This window comes from Carnobacterium sp., from assembly GCF_032094055.1.
Taxonomy (GTDB): Bacteria; Bacillota; Bacilli; order Lactobacillales; family Carnobacteriaceae; genus Carnobacterium_A.
Window position 1 is genome coordinate 12234 of record NZ_DAMDAK010000016.1, and the last position, 3213, is coordinate 15446.

General features: G+C 39.6%; 4 protein-coding genes. All 4 read left to right on the top strand.

Annotated elements, in window-relative coordinates; genetic code table 11:
- Window positions 1-397 (top strand): DUF3592 domain-containing protein (locus tag RT405_RS04060; RefSeq protein ID WP_313467782.1); only part of this gene is annotated, 397 nt, incomplete at its 5' end.
- Between the two features lie 26 nt (window positions 398-423).
- Window positions 424-1038 carry a sugar O-acetyltransferase gene (locus tag RT405_RS04065; RefSeq protein ID WP_313467783.1) on the top strand — a complete coding sequence of 205 codons (615 nt, stop codon included), beginning with the start codon at window positions 424-426 and terminating at the stop codon, window positions 1036-1038.
- A gap of 257 nt (window positions 1039-1295) precedes the next feature.
- Window positions 1296-1727 carry a CopY/TcrY family copper transport repressor gene (locus RT405_RS04070; protein ID WP_313467784.1) on the top strand — a complete coding sequence of 144 codons (432 nt, stop codon included), beginning with the start codon at window positions 1296-1298 and terminating at the stop codon, window positions 1725-1727.
- A gap of 31 nt (window positions 1728-1758) precedes the next feature.
- The coding region (locus tag RT405_RS04075) for a heavy metal translocating P-type ATPase (protein ID WP_313467786.1) at window positions 1759-3213 on the top strand (1455 nt) is incomplete at its 3' end.

A 3213-nucleotide genomic window follows, 5' to 3' on the forward strand; every position in this document is an offset into this window, starting at 1 on the left:
AAGCGTAGATCATGTATTAGGAGAAGTGGTTGGTTACTCTGCTAACCAATCACGGGCGCCTATTGTAGAATACGAAGTCAACGGTAGAAAATACAAAAGCACTTTGCGTTATTCAGCAGTTATAACAACTTCTTCTACATTTAATCCTGTAAAATCAGAGATAAAAGGTGATTTATTAGATACAAAGTTGAGAATAAGAAACAATTCTGTGCTGTCAGTTAATACAATAATGCCAGAATCTTTTCCTATAGGAAGCAGGATGAATGTTTACTATAATCCTGATAAACCGAAAGAGTCTTTTGTTGAGCGTTTTGCACCGAATTATGTAGGAATGATATTTATGGGTGTTGCGATTATTCCTATAGTTAGCGTTATTTTGATTATTGTTTTGACTTGAGGAAAATATAGAAAGAGGAAAATAAAATGGAATATGAAGAGATCATCGAAAGAATGTCTAATCAAAAGTTGTATTACTGCAATGACAAACGGGTACTTAAAAACCAAACAGAGTATTTGGAATTCTTATACGATTTCAATCATACTCGTCCGGGTGAACAAGAGAAAAGAAATCAGCTCTTAAAAAAGATGTTTGCTGAAATAGGTGAGAACTGTTATATTGAGCCGCCATTTCACTCAAATTGGGGCGGGAAAAATTTGCATTTTGGCAATGATGTCTATGCCAATTTTAATTTGACCGTTGTGGATGATTGCGATATTTTTGTAGGAAATGCGGTATTATTCGGCCCGAATGTCACTGTTGTAGCCGGAACGCATCCAATCCACCCAAAGTTAAGAAGCAAGCAGGCACAATATAATGTTCCAGTTCATATAGGAGATAATGTCTGGATAGGAGCAAATTCAGTTATCCTTCCAGGTGTGCACATTGGAGAAAATGCAGTTATTGGCGCCGGTAGTGTCGTTACAAAAGATATACCGGCCAACGTTGTGGCAGTCGGCAGCCCTTGCCGGGTCCTTAGAGAGATTAATGATCATGATATGCACTATTATTATCAAGATTTAGAAATAGATATAGAGTGAATGAAGATGAATAGATCCAATTCCCTCCATAAACAGGAGGAAATTTGTATCTCTTCACTATAATACGATGCTTAAGCCGCTGAACATTAAGTTAGCGGCTTTTTTGTGATGGATTATTGGTTCAAGAAAAATTAAAAATGCAATTTAATGCAGTAGGTTATATGGATGATAAAAAAAGGTTGACAATAAGTGATTACAGTTGTAAACTAAGTGCAGGACGAATCGATTACGAATGTAGATGAAAAGAGGGGCTTTAAATGACGACAAAAGTAAAGACAACGATCACTGAAGCTGAATGGGAAGTCATGCGTGTTGCTTGGACAGCTGAAACGGTCACGAGCAAAGAGATTGTTGCCGTTTTAAAAGATAAAATGAATTGGAAACCCGCTACGATCAAAACCTTGATCGGTAGACTAGTCGAAAAAGGGTTGTTAGCAACTGAACCGGTCGGCAACAAATTTATTTACACGCCTACTGTCAGCGAAGAGGATAGCGTTAAAAATGTAACATCCGATGTATTTACACATATGTGCAATAAAAAAGTCGGTACAACACTTGCTAATTTATTGTCAGAAGCAACATTGAGCCATGAAGACGTACGATTGTTAGAAGAAGTTTTAGCTCAGAAAAAGAAAGAAGCTGTAGATGAAGTAGCATGCAATTGTGCTCCTGGTCAATGCAATTGCTGATAGCTTAGAAAAAATTTTAGGAGGAGAGAATATGGCCCATAAAACATTCGCAATTGAGGGGATGACCTGTGCTTCCTGTGCGCAAACAGTTGAAAAAGCTGCTAAAAAATTACCAGGCGTCCAAGAAGCCAATGTTAATTTAGCAACAGAAAAGTTGACAATTGATTATGATCAAACCAATTTATCAGAAAAAGACATCCAAACGGCAGTGGCTGATGCTGGTTATCAAGCCGTTAGTCCAGGAGTACAAAAAACATTCGCAATTGAGGGGATGACCTGTGCTTCTTGTGCCCAGACGGTCGAAAAAGCTGTGGGAAAGTTAGCTGGTGTTTCAACTGCTAGTGTTAATTTAGCTACTGAAAAAATGCAGATTCAGTACGATCCGGTTGAAGTTACACCTGCTGAAATTACTCAGGCAGTAGCGGGCGCTGGGTATGAAGCCATCGAAGAAGTTGACTCTGCTGCTGAAGCAGACGAGCACCAAGATAAAAAGGCTGTCTACATTCAAAGCATCTGGAGACGATTTTGGATTTCTGCGCTCTTTACGGTTCCATTGTTGTATATTTCAATGGGACATATGTTAGGAGCGCCTGTTCCTGAATTTCTAAATCCGGCAGTGAATCCCGGCGTATTTGCCATTGCTCAACTTATTTTGACCTTGCCGGTTATCTTTTTAGGAAAAAAATTCTTTACAGTAGGGTTCAGAGCGTTGTTTAAAGGCCATCCAAATATGGATTCATTAGTAGCCTTAGGAACCAGTGCAGCATTTGTTTATAGTGCAGGAGCAACTGTTGGAGTTTTCATGGGGCATCCTGATTATGCAATGGAATTGTACTATGAATCAGCTGCAGTTATTTTAACGCTGATCACCTTAGGAAAATATATTGAGGCATTATCGATGGGAAAAACTTCTGAAGCGATCAAAAAATTAATGGGCTTAGCTCCTAAAACAGCTCGTGTTGTCCGTGATGGACAAGAAGTTGAACTAGCGGTTGCGGATGTCCAAGTCGGCGATAGTATCATTGTCAAACCTGGAGAAAAGATGCCGGTGGATGGAACGGTCACTGAAGGGACGACTTCGGTTGATGAAGCGATGCTGACAGGAGAAAGTATGCCAGTCGAAAAAAGTAAAGGCGATACTATCATTGGTGGTAGTATCAACACAAATGGAACGATTCAGTATGAAGCGACCAAAGTTGGAAAAGATACGGCTTTAGCACAGATCATCAAATTAGTAGAGGATGCACAAGGTTCAAAAGCACCGATTGCTAAACTAGCGGATACGATTTCCGGCTACTTTGTTCCCATTGTGATTGGATTAGCCTTGTTTTCTGGTTTGGCATGGTTTATTGCAGGACAGTCTGGTATCTTTGCTTTAACGATCATGATTTCTGTTTTAGTGATTGCTTGTCCATGTGCGTTAGGATTAGCGACTCCCACGGCAATTATGGTAGGAACTGGAAAGGGAGCAGAACATGGCGTTTTA

Excerpts from the sequence above, each read along its gene's own strand:
- RT405_RS04070 (WP_313467784.1), top strand. The coding sequence starts at position 1,296 with ATGACGACAAAAGTAAAGACAACGATCACTGAAGCTGAATGGGAAGTC.
- RT405_RS04065 (WP_313467783.1), top strand. The coding sequence starts at position 424 with ATGGAATATGAAGAGATCATCGAAAGAATGTCTAATCAAAAGTTGTAT.